The 14,822-nt window shown below is 68.9% G+C and carries 14 protein-coding genes and 1 pseudogene; 1 reads left to right on the forward strand and 14 read right to left on the reverse strand.

All coding sequences use genetic code 11. From position 1 onward, the window contains the following. From K206_RS44475 to K206_RS0133290, 3 genes and pseudogenes are all read right to left on the reverse strand, one after another. Positions 1 to 200: pseudogene (locus K206_RS44475) on the reverse strand (23S rRNA pseudouridylate synthase B); the annotation flags it as partial. 5 nt (positions 201 to 205) lie between these two features. After that, on the reverse strand, positions 206 to 1,261 hold the full coding sequence (gene scpB, locus K206_RS0133285; protein ID WP_020206626.1) for an SMC-Scp complex subunit ScpB: 1,056 nt from the start codon (positions 1,259 to 1,261) through the stop codon (positions 206 to 208). Positions 1,262 to 1,862: 601 nt separating this feature from the next. Then, a complete protein-coding gene (locus K206_RS0133290) occupies positions 1,863 to 2,618 on the reverse strand; it encodes a sulfite exporter TauE/SafE family protein (RefSeq protein WP_029044378.1) in 756 nt (251 codons plus the stop codon). 288 nt (positions 2,619 to 2,906) lie between these two features. Between K206_RS0133290 and fnr the strand changes: the two genes are divergently transcribed. Next, positions 2,907 to 3,632 carry a fumarate/nitrate reduction transcriptional regulator Fnr gene (gene fnr, locus K206_RS0133295; RefSeq protein ID WP_020424013.1) on the forward strand — a complete coding sequence of 242 codons (726 nt, stop codon included), beginning with the start codon at positions 2,907 to 2,909 and terminating at the stop codon, positions 3,630 to 3,632. Positions 3,633 to 3,828: 196 nt separating this feature from the next. Here the strand turns inward: fnr and K206_RS0133300 are convergent, their stop codons facing one another. The 11 genes from K206_RS0133300 to lpdA all read right to left on the reverse strand — a co-directional run. Then, positions 3,829 to 4,074 (reverse strand): hypothetical protein, encoded by a 246-nt coding sequence (locus tag K206_RS0133300; protein WP_020206629.1) that lies wholly within the window; start codon positions 4,072 to 4,074, stop codon positions 3,829 to 3,831. 2 nt (positions 4,075 to 4,076) lie between these two features. Then, positions 4,077 to 4,295 (reverse strand): FixH family protein, encoded by a 219-nt coding sequence (locus K206_RS0133305; RefSeq protein WP_020206630.1) that lies wholly within the window; start codon positions 4,293 to 4,295, stop codon positions 4,077 to 4,079. A 53-nt stretch (positions 4,296 to 4,348) separates the two neighbouring features. Beyond that, positions 4,349 to 5,848, reverse strand: a complete 1,500-nt coding sequence (gene ccoG, locus K206_RS0133310) for a cytochrome c oxidase accessory protein CcoG (RefSeq protein WP_029044379.1) — start codon at positions 5,846 to 5,848, stop codon at positions 4,349 to 4,351. A 52-nt stretch (positions 5,849 to 5,900) separates the two neighbouring features. Further along, positions 5,901 to 6,827 carry a cytochrome-c oxidase, cbb3-type subunit III gene (ccoP, locus tag K206_RS0133315; protein ID WP_020206632.1) on the reverse strand — a complete coding sequence of 309 codons (927 nt, stop codon included), beginning with the start codon at positions 6,825 to 6,827 and terminating at the stop codon, positions 5,901 to 5,903. Positions 6,828 to 6,830: 3 nt separating this feature from the next. Next, the gene (locus tag K206_RS0133320) at positions 6,831 to 7,028 is read right to left on the reverse strand and encodes a hypothetical protein (RefSeq protein WP_020206633.1); all 198 of its coding nucleotides are present in this window, start codon (positions 7,026 to 7,028) and stop codon (positions 6,831 to 6,833) included. A 3-nt stretch (positions 7,029 to 7,031) separates the two neighbouring features. Then, a complete protein-coding gene (ccoO, locus tag K206_RS0133325) occupies positions 7,032 to 7,712 on the reverse strand; it encodes a cytochrome-c oxidase, cbb3-type subunit II (protein ID WP_020206634.1) in 681 nt (226 codons plus the stop codon). Positions 7,713 to 7,731: 19 nt separating this feature from the next. After that, complete coding sequence (gene ccoN / locus K206_RS0133330; RefSeq protein WP_020206635.1) at positions 7,732 to 9,183, reverse strand: cytochrome-c oxidase, cbb3-type subunit I; 1,452 nt, start codon at positions 9,181 to 9,183, stop codon at positions 7,732 to 7,734. A gap of 144 nt (positions 9,184 to 9,327) precedes the next feature. Further along, the gene (gene ccoS / locus K206_RS0133335) at positions 9,328 to 9,474 is read right to left on the reverse strand and encodes a cbb3-type cytochrome oxidase assembly protein CcoS (protein WP_020206636.1); all 147 of its coding nucleotides are present in this window, start codon (positions 9,472 to 9,474) and stop codon (positions 9,328 to 9,330) included. A gap of 3 nt (positions 9,475 to 9,477) precedes the next feature. Continuing rightward, a complete protein-coding gene (locus K206_RS0133340; protein WP_020206637.1) occupies positions 9,478 to 12,045 on the reverse strand; it encodes a heavy metal translocating P-type ATPase in 2,568 nt (855 codons plus the stop codon). A 152-nt stretch (positions 12,046 to 12,197) separates the two neighbouring features. Further along, positions 12,198 to 13,295 (reverse strand): cell division protein ZapE, encoded by a 1,098-nt coding sequence (gene zapE, locus K206_RS0133345; protein ID WP_020206638.1) that lies wholly within the window; start codon positions 13,293 to 13,295, stop codon positions 12,198 to 12,200. A 203-nt stretch (positions 13,296 to 13,498) separates the two neighbouring features. After that, the coding region (gene lpdA, locus K206_RS0133350; protein ID WP_020206639.1) for a dihydrolipoyl dehydrogenase at positions 13,499 to 14,822 on the reverse strand (1,324 nt) is incomplete at its 5' end.

The raw sequence follows: 14,822 nt of genomic DNA on the forward strand, positions 1-14,822 counted from the left end.
GCGGGACGGCCGCCCTCGCGGTCCTGCGCGGCCTGGCGGCGCGTGGCCACCAGATTGCGCAGGCCGCGGCGCAGGCCTTTGCGGCGCGGTGCGCCTTCGGTGCCATTGCCGGCATCGCCGGCTTCGCCGGCCGGCGCATCCGCCGGGCGGACGTCTTGATCAACGGAATCGGACAAGGTATTCACATTCGGATGTTGCATGGTGTTCAGTTGGACACGCGCTCGTCGTGCTCATCGTGCTCGCTGGGGTGCGCCGGATCCGCCGGGTTCATGCCCGGCGCATCCGGGGCTTCGGGCTCCTGCTCGCCGGAGGCCACTTGCACGTGGTAACCGTTGGCCGGGGCTCGCGCTTCCGTTTCTTCTTCCGCCTCGCCGCCGCTCGCGGCGGGCTCCGCCTCGGCAGCGGGTTCTGGTTCTGCTTGCGGGGCCGGCTGCGCCGCGCCGACCGCCTCCGCTTCCGTTTCCGCCCCGGACACGGCCGGGAATTCGGGTTCGGAGACGCTGGGCTCGGAGACACCGGGTTCCTCATCGGCCGGCAGGGCATCCTGCACGGCCTCGGGGACCGCCTCCGCCTGTTCGGCCACGGGCGCTTCGGCTTGTGCCTCTTCGCCGGCGGCATCCGCCTGCGCGGGCGCGGCTTCGTCGGGCTCCGCCTGCGCGAAGGCTTCCTCGTCGCTGCCGTCGGGCAGCGCGCCGAGCGCCTCGAAATCGATCGGGGCCTGGTTCAGCAGCGCTTCCTGCGACTGCGCCTGGATGTCTTCCAGCGGCGGCAGCTCATCCAGCGTGCGCAGGCCGAGGTCGTCCAGGAAAGCCTTGGTGGTGGCGTACAGCGCCGGGCGCCCGGGCACGTCGCGGTGGCCGATGACCTCGATCCAGCCGCGGTCCTCGAGCTTCTTCACCACTTCGGTGCTCACCGTGACACCGCGGATTTCCTCGATGTCGCCCCGCGTCACCGGCTGGCGGTAGGCAATGATCGCCAGCGTTTCCATCACCGCGCGCGAGTACTTGGGCGGCTTCTCGGGGTTGAGCCGGTCGAGATACTCGCGCATCGCGGGGCGGCTCTGGAAGCGCCAGCCGCTGGCCAGCGCCACCAGCTCCACGCCGCGCTGATCCCAGTCGCGGCGCAGCTCCTCGAGCAGGACGCGGATGGTATCGGCACCGACGTCGTCGGCAAACAGCCGCCGCATGTCATGGACGCGCAAGGGTTCCTGCGCACAGATCAGCGCGGTCTCGAGGACGATCTTCGCCTCTTGGGTATTCATGTTGATTGCGTGCAGCCTGTCTTTGCACCTGCGCCCCGGACTGGCCCGGACGCACTGGAGATTGCGGGTTCAGCGGTGGGGATTGCCACCGCCATCTGTCCGCGCAGCCAGCCGCATGCTCGCTTGCATGTCGGCCGTGCGCTTTCCTGTCTTGCATCGGATGCCGGACTGGACCGGCAGGAGATCGTCCGGCCACCGGCGTTGCCTGCCGGTCGACGGAGCCCTTGCGTCGCGCCTTTCCCCCTGATGTGGCGGACCTGTCCGGCGCGACGCAGGTCGCACCGGGTGCAAGAAAAAACGGATATCGGCCCTGCTTGGCCTACGCTGCTTGGCCTGATTCACCCCGCCCTGCCGAGGCTGGTCTTTTGAACCGAATCTTTTAAACCGGACGGCGGGTGGGGAACGGTCCCTGGCGGTCGTACTTGCCTGGGGAGTTCCTGGCATGCATCCCTGAGAGCGAATGCTAACCGGCGATGCCACGGTGAAATACGCTGCGCGATATCGCTGTTCTTGCGATTGTATGGCATTCCCAGCCAAACCTGCAACCGCTTCCCTTGCGCGGCCGCCGGCCCGGGTGCGCGGCACGCCACGGGACGGCCCGTCAGAACACCAGGCAGAAGCCGTGCGCCGCCAGCGATTCCGGCAAAAGCAACGTGCGCGCCACACCCGCCACGCCGAAGCCGATCACGGCGAAACCGGCCACGGCGCGCACCGCCGGGCGGCGCGTCAGTTGCCGCAGATAACCCGACAGGCCCGAAATCACCAGCAGGTTGGGCAGCGTGCCGAGCCCGAACACGGCCATCACCAGCGCGCCCGAGGCGGCGTTGCCGGCCAGCAGCGACAGCGCCAGCGCGCCGTACACCATGCCGCACGGCACCAGCCCCCAGGCCAGGCCCATGCCGTAGCGCCGCGCCAGCCGCGCCTGCGGCAGCGCCATGCCGGACAGCCGTCCGGCCGCGCCCAGGCCGCGCAGCAGGCCGCCCGCGCCACGCGCCGCCAGCCGCTCCAGCCAGGCCGTGCCGAGCATGCGGCCGCGCAGCATCCACAGCCCCGACACCACCAGCATCGCGCTGCCGGCGCCGAACAGCCAGCGCTGCAGCGGCAGGTACTGGGCCTTCCAGACACCGGCGCCCAGCGCGCCGAGCAGCGCGCCGAGCAGCGCGTACATGCTGAGGCGCCCGGCATGCATGACCAGCAGTTCGAGCAGCCAGTGCCCGGGCCGGCGCAGGATGGTGGCCGGCACCCGGGCCACGCCGCCCTGCTCGGCCGCCAGCGCGATCCCGCCGCACATCGCCGCGCAGTGCACGCCACCCAGCAGAGCCAGGGTAAATACGCTGAAAAGCACGCCTATGGTCAACATCCACTCCCTGTCCGGCCGTTTGGCGCGGTAAAATGCGGTCGACGCGCCCCCGCAGATCCCAGAGGCGCTGTCGACTTCCAGTCCAGCGCCAGCGCCTGCGCGCGTGTTGCAGGCATGACGGCGAGCCGCCGCACAGCACCCCGCAGAGGGTGCGGATGCGCCAGGCCCGCGCGCCGGACTTGACGTCGCCAGTGTCTGTAACCGACGTCATCGACGTCAAGCTCTCGACGCCATGCGCCTGCTTCGCCGCGCTGGGTTGACTGCGTTAAACCGGACAGGCCCCAATTGCTCACCACCATTCCTATCTCCGAGATGTCGCCCCGCTGCTCCACGTGCTCGCTCGGCCAGCTTTGCCTGCCGGTCGGCATGACGCAGCACGACCTCGACAAAATGGACACCCTGGTGCAGGAACGGGTGCGGGTACGCAAGGGCGAAACCCTGTACCGCCTTGGCGATCCGCTCACCGCCGTCTTCGCGATCCGCTTCGGCACGCTCAAGACGCACCTGACGATGGAGGATGGCCGCTCGCAGATCACCGGTTTCCACCTGCCCGGCGAAGTCGTCGGGCTCGACGGCCTGGGCGAGATGCAGCACGCATCCGATGCCACCGCGCTCGAGGATACCGAAGTCTGCGTGGTCCGGTTCGGCGATCTCGAATCGCTCTCCGGCGCCCTGCCCTCGCTGCAGCACCAGTTCATGCGCCTGATGAGCCGCGAGATCTCGCAGGACCAGGTCATGCTGATCACGCTCGGCTCGATGCGCGCGGAAGAGCGCCTGGCGGCTTTCCTGATGAATTTGTCGGAGCGGCTGTCCGCGCGCGGCTACTCGTCCTCCGAGTTCGTGCTGCGCATGAGCCGCGAGGAGATCGGCAGCTATCTCGGGCTCAAGCTCGAGACGGTCAGCCGGCTGTTCTCGCGCTTCGCCGAGGCCGGCCTGATCCAGATCCGCCAGCGCCACGTCAAGCTGGTCGACATGCCCGGCATCAAGCAGATCGTCAACAAGTCCTGCTGATCGCCCTGCCGGGCCGCCGGCTCCGGCGTCCTCCGGACGAGGCGTCCGCCGGGCGGCGCGGGCGCGCCGGTTCGCGCCGCTCATCTCGTCTATTCCCTGTCCGTTCCGCGCTTGTTGCGCTTGTTGCGCTCATCGCGCCTGCCGCGCTCATCGCGTCCGTTGCGCCCATCCCGCACGCTCCGCGCCCGTTCCACGTCTATTCCAGCTCGTCCGTGTCGGCCAGCCGCGTCGGCATGGTGTACAGCGTGAGCCCGCTCGACAGCGAGCAGAGCACCCACGCGAACAGGAACCCCACCGTGTAGACCGCCTCGCGCGAGGCCTCCACCTGCTGCCCGAAGAAACGCAGCTCGCCCGGGTCGACCATCGAGAACACCAGCGCAGTCGCCAGCCCGCCCACCAGGAAGCCGGGCCACAACACCCACATCAGCCAGCGCAGCCTCATGGTCACCTCGCCTGCGCCGTGGCCGGCGCCGCGGGGTGCGCGGCGGCGGCGGTCTTCTCGACCACCATCCCGTGCCGCGCCACGCCCTCCTCGATCGGCCGGTCGGGGTGCGACATCGCCAGCCAGATGGTGAACCCGCAGGCCACCATCGCCACCAGCGGGCCGCTCATCAGCAGCCACGGCCAGGGCTCTTTCCACCAGGGATTGCTTTGCTGCGTCATCTGGCCTCCTTTGGTTGTCTGTCCGATGCGGGCATCCGTCACGGCTGCCCGCATCACAGATTGCGCGGCACGATGAAGCTCGTGCTCTGGCTGATCTCCGCGCCGCGCGCGCCCGCGGCTTCGTCGCCGGCGGCGGTCACGGTCACGTGGATCTTGTGGGTGCCCTGCCCCGCGGCGTCGATCGGCACGCGCACGCGCACCGGGATCAGGCGGTTCGACGTCGGATCGAGGTCGCCGGCGCTATGGTCGTATTCCACCGTCAGGCCCTTGAGCTCGTCGCTGTCCGCGCTGATCGCCACGCGCATCGGCGCCTCGGTGGTGTTGATCAGCTGCAGGCGGTACACGTTCTCGATCCAGCGGCCTTCCACTTCGCGGCCGAGCGCGCCGCGGTCGCGGATGATGTCGACCTTGAGCGGCGTGCGCATGGCCAGCGAGGCCATGAAGCCGCCCACCAGCGCCAGCCAGATCACCGAGTACACCACCGTGCGCGGACGCACCAGGCGCTTGCGCGCCACGGCTTCCGAGAGCGCGCGGCGCATGGCGTTTTCCGAGGTGTAGCGGATCAGCCCGCGCGGATACGCCATCTTGTCCATGACCTGGTTGCAGGCGTCGATGCAGGCGCCGCAGCCGATGCAATCGTACTGCAGCCCGTCGCGTATATCGATGCCGGTCGGGCACACCTGCACGCAGATGCTGCAATTGACGCATTCGCCCAGCCCCGAGGCCTTGTAGTCGGCCTTGCGCGAGCGGCTGCCGCGCGGCTCGCCGCGACCCACGTCATACGTCACCACATAGGTGTCGCGGTCCACCATCACGCTCTGGAAGCGCGCATACGGGCACATGTACTTGCACACCTGCTCGCGCATGAAGCCCGCGTTGCCCCAGGTGGCGAACGCATAGAACAGCATCCAGAAGGTCTGCCACGGGCCCAGCGACAGGCTCAGCACCTGGCCGCCGAGCGCGCGGATCGGCGAGAAGTAGCCGACGAAGGTGAAGCCGGTCCACAGCGCGATCAGGATCCACAGCGAATGCTTGGTGGCCTTGAGGCGCAGCTTGCGCGCGCTCCAGGGATCGCCGTCGAGGCGGATGCGGGCGAAGCGGTCGCCTTCGACATGCCGCTCGATCCACATGAAGATCTCGGTATAGACCGTCTGCGGACACGCATAACCGCAGAACAGCCGCCCGGCGATGGCGGTGAACAGGAACAGCGACAGCGCCGAGATCACCAGCAGCACGGCAAGATAGATCACGTCCTGCGGCCACAGCACCAGGCCGAAGATGTAGAACTTGCGCGCGCCGAGATCGAACAGCATGGCCTGGCGGCCATTCCACTGCAGCCAGGGCATGCCGTAGAAGAACAACTGGGTCAGCACCACGACCCACACCCGCCAGCGCGAAAACGCGCCGGTCACCGAGCGCGGATAGATCTTGCGGCGGACTTCGTACAGGGTTTCGTCGGAGCTCTGCGCATCCGCCGTGGCGGATGCGGGCTCCCGCTGAGCCGCGGGCAAGGTACGGGACCTGGCAAGCGGCTCCGGTTCGGGGGCATTCATGGATTCTCATCTCCGCCTGCGCGGATACCGCGCAGGCATACTACGTCCAGACTCATTGCCCGCTCCCGGTACCTGCCCCACTGGTGTTGGACAGGCCCCAGACATAGGCGGTCAGCATGCGGATGCGCTCGGGTGTCAGGATTTCCTCGTGCGCGGGCATGTGGTTGTTGTGGCCCTTCTGGATGGCGTCGACGATGTTCGCCTCCGAGCTGCCGTACAGCCACACGTTGTCCGACAGGTTGGGCGCGCCCAGCGCCTGGTTGCCCTTGCCGGTGGCGCCGTGGCAGGCCGCGCAGGTCGACTTGAAGGTGCTCTCGCCGCGCGAGGCGCGGATCGGGTCGGACGCCAGGCCCGACAGCGAGCGCACGTACTGCGCCACGTCGCCGGACAGCTTGGCGTCGATGGCGGCGCCCAGCGGCGGCATCACGCCGTTGCGGCCCTTGGTGATGGTCTGGGTGATGGTGGCGGGGTCGCCGCCGTACAGCCAGTCGTTGTCGGTCAGGTTGGGAAAGCCGCGGCTGCCGCGCGCGTCCGAGCCGTGGCACTGCGCGCAGTAGTTGAGGAACAGCCGCTGGCCGATTTCGCGCGCCTGCGGGTCCGCCGCCACCTGGGTGACGTCCATCTTCATGTACTTGGCGTAGATCTCGTTCTGCACCTGCTCGGCAGCCTTGCGGTGCGCGGCCAGTTCGCCCTGCGTGGAGAACTTGAGCACGCCGGCGTACGAACCGAGGCCCGGGTACAGCACCAGGTAGATCAGGCCGAAGATGCACGCCAGCAGGAACATCCACATCCACCAGCGCGGCAGCGGGTTGTTCAGTTCGCGCAGATCGCCGTCCCAGACGTGGCCGGTGTCCTGCGTGGCGTCCGCGACCTTGGCCACGCGGCGCTGCGAGAACAGCAGCCACACGCACCAGACGATGCCGACCAGCGCGATGGCGGCAATGTAGTAGCTCCAGAAATCCGTGAAGAAGTCGCTCATGACTCAGTGTTCCTGCTTGGTGTTGTTGGCGCCGGCGGGGCTGCGCTCATGGCGGGCAGCCAGCGGCTCGTCGGGCAGGGCGAACGGCAGCATGGCCGACTCCGCATTGGCGGGCTGGCGTCCGGCCGACCAGGCCCACCAGCAGATCGCGAGGAACGCGGCCATCGAGATCACGGTGGCGCATGCAGTGATGATCGCCATGATTTACTCCTTGGCCGGCGCGGCCGGCGCCGCGGGAGCGGCCGCCGCCGTATCGACGCGGACGTTGCGCTTGCTGATGCCGAGTTCCTGCAGGTAGGCCACCAGCGCGTCTTCCTCGGTCTTGCCTTCGAGCGTGGCGGGCGCCTGCGCGATCTCGGCATCGGTGTAGGGCACGCCCAGGCGCCGGAGCGCGCGCATGCGGTCGCCGATGTCGCTGGTCTTCAGCGCGGCCTTCTCGAGCCACGGATACGACGGCATCACCGATTCGGGCACCACGTCGCGCGGGTTGCGCAGGTGGATGCGCTGCCAGTCCTCGGAGTAGCGTCCGCCCACGCGCGCCAGGTCGGGACCGGTACGCTTGGAGCCCCACAGGAACGGGTGGTCGTAGACCGACTCGCCCGCGGTCGAGTAGTGGCCGTAGCGCTCGGTCTCCGCCTGCAGCGTGCGCACCTGCTGCGAGTGGCAGCCCACGCAGCCTTCGCGGATGTAGATATCGCGGCCCATCAGGCGCAGCGGCGAATACGGCTTGATGCCCGGATCCGGCTCGGTGGTGGAGTGCTGGAAGAACAGCGGCACGATCTGGACCAGCCCGGCGATGCTGACCACCAGGATGGTGCAGATGATCAGCCAGCCGATGTTCTTCTCCAGGGTCTCGTGCGAAAAGAAGCTTTGTTTCTGCGACATCGTTTCTGTCCTGGCGTAATCAGTGGGCGGAGGCGGCGGCGGTCGTCGCCGGGATCGGCGCGTCCACGGCAGGCTTGCCGATGATGGTCTTGGCCACGTTGTAGGCCATCAGCAGCATGCCGGAGAGGAAGCACAGGCCACCGAGCAGACGGATCAGGTAGAACGGATACTTGGCCTTGACCGCTTCCACGAAGGCGTAGGTGAGCGTGCCGTCAGGCTGCGTGGCGCGCCACATCAGGCCTTCCATCACGCCGGCGATCCACATCGAGGCGATGTACAGCACCACGCCGATGGTGGCGATCCAGAAGTGCAGCTCGATCAGGCGCACGCTGTACATCTCCTTCTCGCCGAACAGCCGCGGGATCAGGTAGTAGAGCGAGCCGATCGAGATCATCGCGACCCAGCCCAGCGCGCCGGAGTGCACGTGGCCAATGGTCCAGTCCGTGTAGTGCGACAGCGCGTTGACGGTCTTGATCGACATCATCGAGCCCTCGAAGGTCGCCATGCCGTAGAACGACAGCGCCACCACCAGGAACTTGAGGATCGGGTCGGTGCGCAGCTTGTGCCAGGCGCCCGACAGGGTCATGATGCCGTTGATCATGCCGCCCCACGACGGCGCCAGCAGGATCAGCGAGAACACCATGCCCAGCGACTGCGCCCAGTCCGGCAGCGAGGTGTATTGCAGGTGGTGGGGACCAGCCCACATGTACGTGAAGTTGAGCGCCCAGAAGTGGACGATCGACAGGCGGTACGAGTAGATCGGGCGGCCGGCCTGCTTGGGAATGAAGTAGTACATCATCCCGAGGAAGCTGGTGGTCAGGAAGAAGCCCACCGCGTTGTGGCCGTACCACCACTGCACCATCGCGTCCTGCACGCCGGCGTAGGCCGAGTAGGACTTCCACATCGACACCGGCATCTCGATGTTGTTGACGATGTGGAGGATGGCGATGGTCAGGATGTAGGCGCCGAAGAACCAGTTGGCCACGTAGATATGGCGGGTCTTGCGCTTGACGATGGTGCCGAAGAACACGATCGCGTAGGCCACCCACACCAGCGTGATGAGGATGTCGATCGGCCATTCGAGCTCGGCGTATTCCTTCGAGCTGGTGATGCCCATCGGCAGCGTGATGGCCGCGGCCACGATCACCAGTTGCCAGCCCCAGAACGTGAAGGCCGCGAGCGGGCCGCAGAACAGGCGCGCCTGGCAGGTGCGCTGCACCACGTAGTAGGAGGTGGCGAACAGCGCGCTGCCGCCGAAGGCGAAGATCACCGCGTTAGTGTGCAGCGGGCGCAGGCGCCCGAACGACAGCCACGGCGTGTTGAAGTTGAGCTCAGGCCAGATCAGCTGTGCTGCGAGCAGCACGCCGACGGCCATGCCCACGATCCCCCATACGACAGTCATGACGGCAAATTGCCGCACGACGCCGTAATTGAAGGTGTCGGCGCGAGAATGCGCGGCGGTGACATCCATTCAGACCCCCAGATTGTAAAAACAAATTTGATGATGTGACTGTAGAAAAACGCGGCCCTGGGTGCGTTGATCTGTATCAAGCGCATCGGAAAGCCGGGGAACTCGCCCCGCGGCGCCCGCTGCACGACCGCGCCGGAGCGCGGTTCAGGGCTTGTCGTTGTCCAGCAGGATGGCCTCGGCGGGACGGTCGAGATCGTCGTACTGGCCGGCGTGCAGTGCCCACCAGAGCGCGCCGGCGATCACCGCCACCAGCACCAGGCTCATCGGCACCAGCAGGTAAAGCATGTCCATGCGTCAGTCTCCGGTTCCGGTCTTGCCCGTGCGCAGCAGGCGCCAGGCGTTGGCCACCACCAGCAGCGACGACACCGACATGCCGATGCCCGCCATCCAGGCGGTGACGTGGCCGGTGGCCGCCAGCGGGATGGCGATGACGTTGTAGGCGAAGGCCCAGACGAGGTTCTGCCGCACCACGCGGCGCGTGCGGCGCGCGGTGCGCAGCGCCTGCGCGATCTCGGCGATGCGCCCGTGGGCGAGCACCGCGTCGGCGCCGGCCTGGGCCAGCGGCGCGCCGCTGCCGATGGCGATGGAGACCTGCGCCTGCGCCAGCACCGGCGCGTCGTTGATGCCGTCGCCGACGGCCAGCACCACCGCGCCGGCACGCTGCAGGCTCGCCACGTATTCGCGCTTGCCCTCGGGGGTGACGCCGCCCTCGCGGCGCGCGATGCCGAGATGGTCGGCCCACCAGTTCACCGCCGCCGGCGTGTCGCCGGACACCAGGTGCGTGGTCACGCCGAGCCGGCGCAACTGCGCCAGCAGCGTGGCCGCCTGCGCGCGCGCGGTATCGGCCAGCGCGAACACGGCCAGCATGCCGCCGGCGTCGCCGAGCCAGACCAGGGTCGCGCCGCGTCGGTCGCTGGCGGCCAGCGTGGCGGCGATGGCGTCCGCGTGGTCGGTGCCGCGGCTGCCCGCCAGCGCGGCCACGAACTCGCGCCGCCCCAGCCGCAGGCGCCGGCCATCCACTTCGGCCTCCAGCCCCTGCCCCGGCACGTTGCGCACCGCGCCGACCGTGTGCGCGTCGCCGGCCAGTCCCCGCGCCTGCGCTGCCTCGACGATGCCGCGCGCGAGCGGGTGCTCGCCGGAGCGCTCGATGGCGGCGGCCAGGCCCAGGCTGGCGGCCACGTCGGCCGCGCCGAACGCATGGGTCTGGACCAGCGCGAAGCGGCCTTCGGTCAGCGTGCCGGTCTTGTCGAGCATGACGTCGGTGACGCCGGCCAGCGCTTCGAGCGCATGGCCGCGCGTGAGCAGCACGCCGCGCCGCGACAGCGCCGCGCCCGCCGCGGCCAGCGCCGCCGGCGTGGCCAGCGAGAGCGCGCACGGGCAGCTCACCACCAGCACCGCCACCGTCACCAGCAGCGCGCGCGCGGGATCGATCCACGCCCACCAGACCACGCCGGCCAGCGCGGCCAGCACCAGCAGCACGGCCACGAACCAGCCCGCCACGCGGTCGGCCAGCGCGGCCAGGCGCGGCTTCTCGGCCAGCGCGCGGTCCAGCACGGCGACGATCTCGGCCAGCCGCGTCGCCGCGCCCACCTTGACCACGCGCAGCTCGAGCGGGCTGGCGGTATTGAAGCAGCCGGCCAGCACCGTGTCGCCGGCGGCGCGCGCCACCGGGCGGCTCTCGCCAGTCAGCATCGATTCGTCGAGCTCACTGGCGCCGGCCACCACGGTGGCGTCGGCGGGCACCACCTCGCCGGCCTTGACCCGGATCAGGTCGCCCGCGCGCAGGCGCGCCACCGGCACGCGCTCGCCCGTGCCACCCTCGTCCCGCAGGCGCTCGCAGGTGGATGGCAGCTGGCGCGCCAGCATCTCGGCGCCGCTGCGCGAAGCCTGGCGCACGCGCAGCTCCAGGTAGCGCGCCAGCAGCAGGAAGGCCACGAACATCGTGACCGAATCAAAATACACCTCGCCGCTGCCGCGCAGCGTGGCCACGGTGCTGGCGAGGAAGCCCGCGCCGACGCCGATGGCCACCGGCACGTCCATGCCGAGGTGCCGCCGGCGCAGCCCGCGCCACGCGCCGGCGAAGATCGGCGAGGCCGAGTACAGCACCACCGGCAGGGTCAGCACCAGGCTGGCCCAGCGCATCAGCTGCAGCTGGCCGGGCTCGATGGTGGCTTCATGGGTGTAGATCGGCCATGCGTACATCATCACCTGCATCATGCCGAGCATGGCCACCGCCATGCGCATCAGCAGGCCGCGGCGCGCGTGGCGGTCCTGGCGGTCCGAGCGCGACACCTCGAACGGCCACGCGAGGTAGCCGATCCCGGCCAGCGCGGCCAGCAGCGCGGACACCGGCTGCTCGGCGGCGCGCCAGCGCACCACCACGCGGCGCGTGGCCACGTTGGCGATCACGGATTCCACGCCGGGCAGGCTGCCCAGGTGCTGCTCGATCAGCCAGGCGCAGGCGGCACAGCGGATGTTCTCGGGAGCCAGCGTGATCTCGGCGCGCGCGGCGTCGAGCGGCCGCACGAACTGGGTGCGCAATTCCTCGGTGTCGTAGGCGGCCCAGACCGGCTCGGCCTCGCGCCGGGCGGCATCGTCGATGGGGCGCGCGAAGCGCGCCTGGTCGCCGTACAGGTGGCCGAAGCCGGCGGCATGGAGGGTCTGCGCCAGCGCCTGGCAGCCGCCGCAGCAGAAGGCCTGGTCCTCGCCGCCGATGACGGCATGCAGCACCGGCTCGCCGGCGACGAAGGCCTGCCCGCAATGGAAGCAGCCGCCCCGCGCGCCAGCGGCCGGCGCGGCGGCGCTGGCCGGCGGCGTGGTCGCGATGGAAGCGGACAGGGATGCGGCGGCGGAAGGGGGCATTGGGACTCTTTTTTACCATTGGCATGGTATGAGCCCCCCGGGCAAGCCGCCTTGATACAGATCAAGCGGGTGGATCAGGCGCGCCGCGCGGCGGCGCGCCGGTGTGGCCAGCGCCTCAGATCGGCGCTCAGGCCAGCGCTCAGGTCGGCGCTTCAGGTCAGCGAGGTATCCACGGTGCGGCGCGGCGATTCCAGGTATTCGCGCGACTGCATCTCGATGATGCGCGACACGGTACGGTGGAATTCGTTGGACATCTGGCCCTCGGTGTAGAGCTCGTCGGCCGGCACTTCGGCCGAGATCAGCAGCTTGACCTTGTGGTCGTAGAAGACGTCGATCAGCCACGTGAAGCGGCGTGCCTCGGACGACATGCGCGGCGTCATTTTCGGCACGTCGGACAGCACCACGGTGTGGAACTGCGTGGCCAGCTCGAGGTAGTCGTTCTGCGAGCGCGGCCCGCCGCACAGCGTGGCGAAGTCGAACCACACCGCCCCGCCGGCCTTGCGCAGCGCGCGCAGCTCGCGGTGCTCGATGTGGAGGATCGGCGATTCGTCGGGCACGCCGGCGATGCTGGTGAAGGCGTGGCGCAGCGCGGCGCTGGCCTCGGGCCCCAGCGGCGTGTGGTAGGCCTGCACCTGCTCGAGCGCGCGCTTGCGGTAGTCGATGCCGGCGTCGACGTTGAGCACGTCGAGCTTGTGCTGCAGCAGCGCGATGGCCGGCAGCACGCGGTCGCGGTGCAGGCCGTCCGGGTAGAGCAGGTCCGGGCGGTAGTTGGAGGTCATGACGAACTGCACGCCGTTCTCGAACAGTTGCTGGAGCAGGCGGTGCAGGATCATGGCGTCGGCCACGTCGTTGACGTGGAACTCGTCGAAGCAGATCAGGCGGAAGCGCCGCGCGATGCGCCTGGCGAGCTCGTCGAGCGGGTCCGGGCGGCCGCGCAGTTCCTCGAGCTGGCGATGGACCTCGCGCATGAACTCGTGGAAGTGCAGGCGCGTCTTGCGCACCACCGGCACGCAGGTATAGAAGCTGTCCATCAGGAAGGACTTGCCGCGCCCCACTCCGCCCCACAGGTACACGCCCTTGGGCACTTCCGGGTGGACCAGCAGCTTCCTGAGCGTGCTGTTGCGGCGGCTCTTGTACGCGACCCACTCGTCGTAGCACTGCTGCAGCCGTGCGACGGCGCGCAACTGCGCCTCGTCCGAGGTGTAGCCGCGTTGCTTCAGTTCCTGCTCGTAGTACTCACGGACGTTCATGCTGACTGCTTGCGCTGGTGCCGGCACGGATGGCGACGGGCCGGGCTGGAAATGGAACGGGGATCGGGAGACCGGAGGATCAGGGAGCGGGACCCGCGGCGACGGCGCCTGCGCGCCCTGCCGCCCCGAAAGCGAAAACGGCGCGCCGCTGGAGCGGCGCGCCGGTACTCAACGACACGCTGGCCGATATGCAGGCATGCGCCTTACATATTGAGCTGGCGCTTGTCCACGGCGAGGGCGGCTTCGCGCATGACTTCCGACATCGACGGATGCGGATGGCAGGTGCGGCCGATGTCCTCGCTGGCGGCCTTGAACTCCATCGCCACCACGGCCTCGGCGATCAGGTCCGAGGCGTTCGCGGCAACCACGTGCACGCCCAGGATCTCGTCGGTCTTGGCGTCGGCCAGCATCTTGACGAAGCCTTCCGGATGGCCCATGCCCAGCGCGCGGCCGTTGGCCAGGAACGGGAACTGGCCGGACTTGTACTCGCGGCCCTCGGCCTTGAGCTGCTGCTCGGTCTTGCCCACCCAGGCGATTTCCGGGAAGGTGTAGATCACCCACGGAATGCAGTTGTAGTCGATGTGCGGCTTCTGGCCGACGATGCGCTCGGCCACGGCCACGCCTTCGTCTTCCGCCTTGTGCGCGAGCATCGGGCCGCGCACCACGTCGCCGATGGCCCACAGGCCCGGCACCTTGGTGGCGCAGTGGTCGTCCACCTCGATGAAGCCGCGCTGGTCGGTGGCCAGGCCGATGGCGTCCAGGCCCAGGTTGTCGGTGTTGGGCACGCGGCCGACCGACACGATCAGGCGGTCCACTTCCAGGGTCTGGGCGGCGCCGTCCTTGTCGGTGTAGCTGACGGTGACGCCGTCGGCGCCGGTCTTGACCGCGTCGACCTTCACGCCGAGGCTGAACTTCAGGCCCTGCTTGGTCAGCAGCTTCTGCGCTTCCTTGGCCACGCCTTCGTCGGCGGCGCCCAGGAACGACGGCAGCGCTTCGAGCACGGTCACGTCCGCGCCCAGGCGGCGCCACACCGAGCCCAGCTCGAGGCCGATCACGCCGGCGCCGATCACGCCCAGCTTCTTCGGCACGCTGTCGAACTTGAGCGCGCCTTCGTTGTCGCTGACCAGCTTGTTGTCGACGGTGATGCCCGGCAGGTGGCGCGCCTTGGAACCGGTGGCGACGATGACCTGCTTGGCGGTCACGACCTCGGTGCCGGCCTTGCCGGCGATCTCGACCTGGAAGCCCTCGGCGGTCTTGCCGGTGAACTTGCCGTAGCCCTTGAGCAGCGTGACCTTGTTCTTGCGGAACAGGAACTCGATGCCCTTGGTCATCTTGCCGACCACGTCGTCCTTGCGCTTGAGCATCTTGGCGATGTCGACCTTGACGTCGCCCACGGTGATGCCGTGGTCGCCCAGGTGGTGCTGCACGTTCTCGAATTCTTCCGAGGAGGCCAGCAGCGCCTTGGAGGGGATGCAGCCCACGTTCAGGCAGGTGCCGCCCAGGCGCACTTCGTCCTTGGGATCGTCA

The sequence above is a fragment of the Cupriavidus sp. WS genome, from assembly GCF_000395345.1.
Classification (GTDB): domain Bacteria; phylum Pseudomonadota; class Gammaproteobacteria; order Burkholderiales; family Burkholderiaceae; genus Cupriavidus; species Cupriavidus basilensis_B.

Excerpts from the sequence above, each read along its gene's own strand:
- scpB (WP_020206626.1), bottom strand. The coding sequence starts at position 1,261 with ATGAATACCCAAGAGGCGAAGATCGTCCTCGAGACCGCGCTGATCTGT.
- K206_RS0133300 (WP_020206629.1), bottom strand. The coding sequence starts at position 4,074 with ATGAGGCTGCGCTGGCTGATGTGGGTGTTGTGGCCCGGCTTCCTGGTG.
- K206_RS0133305 (WP_020206630.1), bottom strand. The coding sequence starts at position 4,295 with ATGACGCAGCAAAGCAATCCCTGGTGGAAAGAGCCCTGGCCGTGGCTG.
- ccoG (WP_029044379.1), bottom strand. The coding sequence starts at position 5,848 with ATGAATGCCCCCGAACCGGAGCCGCTTGCCAGGTCCCGTACCTTGCCC.
- ccoP (WP_020206632.1), bottom strand. The coding sequence starts at position 6,827 with ATGAGCGACTTCTTCACGGATTTCTGGAGCTACTACATTGCCGCCATC.
- K206_RS0133320 (WP_020206633.1), bottom strand. The coding sequence starts at position 7,028 with ATGGCGATCATCACTGCATGCGCCACCGTGATCTCGATGGCCGCGTTC.
- ccoO (WP_020206634.1), bottom strand. The coding sequence starts at position 7,712 with ATGTCGCAGAAACAAAGCTTCTTTTCGCACGAGACCCTGGAGAAGAAC.
- ccoN (WP_020206635.1), bottom strand. The coding sequence starts at position 9,183 with ATGGATGTCACCGCCGCGCATTCTCGCGCCGACACCTTCAATTACGGC.
- ccoS (WP_020206636.1), bottom strand. The coding sequence starts at position 9,474 with ATGGACATGCTTTACCTGCTGGTGCCGATGAGCCTGGTGCTGGTGGCG.
- K206_RS0133340 (WP_020206637.1), bottom strand. The coding sequence starts at position 12,045 with ATGCCCCCTTCCGCCGCCGCATCCCTGTCCGCTTCCATCGCGACCACG.
- zapE (WP_020206638.1), bottom strand. The coding sequence starts at position 13,295 with ATGAACGTCCGTGAGTACTACGAGCAGGAACTGAAGCAACGCGGCTAC.